Genomic DNA, 1,554 nt, shown 5'->3' with positions numbered 1-1,554 from the left:
GCCCGGCGTGGTCGCCATTGCCGGCGCGATGATCACGGCGGCCATCTCGTTTGCGATCCTGGTCGGCGCAACGCCGATCGCGCCGACCGCCGACACGACCTGGGCCCTGATTGCCGCCAATGCCGTTTTTGTCCTGTTTCTCATCGCCTTGATCGCCCGGGAGGTGCGCCGCATCGTCCTGGCGCGGCGCCACGGCAGGGCCGCCTCGCGGCTGCATGTGCGCATCGTCGCCATGTTCGCGCTGGTCGCCGCCATTCCAGCCATCATGGTGGCGATCATCGCCTCGATCACGCTCGACATCGGCCTCGACCGCTGGTTCGAAATCCGCACCAAGACGATCGTCAACTCGTCGCTGTCGATTGCCGACGCCTATGTGCAGGAGAATGCGCGAAACCTGCAGGGCACGACATTGTCGATGGCATACGATCTCGATGCCTCGCGCACGCTCTATGGGCTCGACAAGGGCGGTTTCCTCGATCTGTTGAACAAGGAAGCCGTCGGGCGCGGACTGGCGCATGCGGCCCTGATCAAGCCGGACGGCTCGTTCGTCATGAACGCCAAGACCGATGCCGATTTTCCTATGCCCGAGCCGCCCTCGGGCGCGGTCGACACCGCGTCCGACGGCAAGCCGGTGCTGATAGAGCCGCGCACCCGCAACATCATGGGCGCCATCATCAAGCTGCGCGAGATCGAAGGGCTTTACCTCTATACGATCCGGCTGGTCGATCCCGACGTGATCAAGGCGCGCCAGATCGTCAAGGCCAACACCGACGAATACCGCAACCTGGAGGACAACCGCCGGACCTCGCAGGTCGCCTTTGCGCTGCCTTATCTGTCGCTCACGCTGATCATCACGCTCTCGGCGATCTGGACCGGCATTGCGGTCGCCGACCGGCTTGTGCGGCCGATCCGCCAGCTGATCGGCGCCGCCGACGAGGTGGCGACCGGCAATCTCGACGTCGCCGTTCCCGTGCGCCAGTCCGATGGCGACGTCGCCTCGCTCGGCGAGACCTTCAACAACATGATCCTGGAGCTCAAATCGCAACGCAACGAGCTGCTGTCGGCCAAGGATCTGATCGACGAGCGCCGGCGTTTCTCCGAGGCGGTGCTCGCCGGCGTCACCGCCGGCGTCATCGGTGTCGACCCCTACGGCATCATCACCATCGTCAATCGCTCGGCCGAGACCATGCTGACGATCTCGGCAAATGCGACGCTCGGCCAGAACCTTTCGGCGGTTCTGCCGCTTGTCGGCCGCGTCTTCGAGATCGGCCGGCAGTCCGGCAAGCCGGTCTATCGCGAGCAGGTGACCTTCTTCCGCACCGGCCTGGAGCGCACCTTCAATGTCCAGGTCACGGTCGAGTCCGGCGACGACGGCGAGGAGGAGAAATCCTATGTGGTCACCGTCGACGACATCACAGATCTCGTCCAGGCGCAGCGTTCGTCGGCCTGGGCGGATGTGGCGCGACGCATCGCGCATGAGATCAAGAACCCGCTGACGCCGATCCAGCTTTCGGCAGAGCGCATCAGGCGCCGCTACGGCAAGGTCATCACCGA

At 64.8% G+C, this 1,554-nt stretch carries 1 protein-coding gene; it reads left to right on the top strand.

The features are described from left to right. A partial coding sequence (locus tag EOD07_RS33935) for a PAS domain-containing sensor histidine kinase (RefSeq protein ID WP_164772816.1) occupies window positions 1–1,554 on the top strand: 1,554 nt, incomplete at both ends.

The sequence above is a fragment of the Mesorhizobium sp. M2C.T.Ca.TU.002.02.1.1 genome, from assembly GCF_003997225.1.
This window is presented reverse-complemented; position numbering and strand designations above follow the sequence as displayed.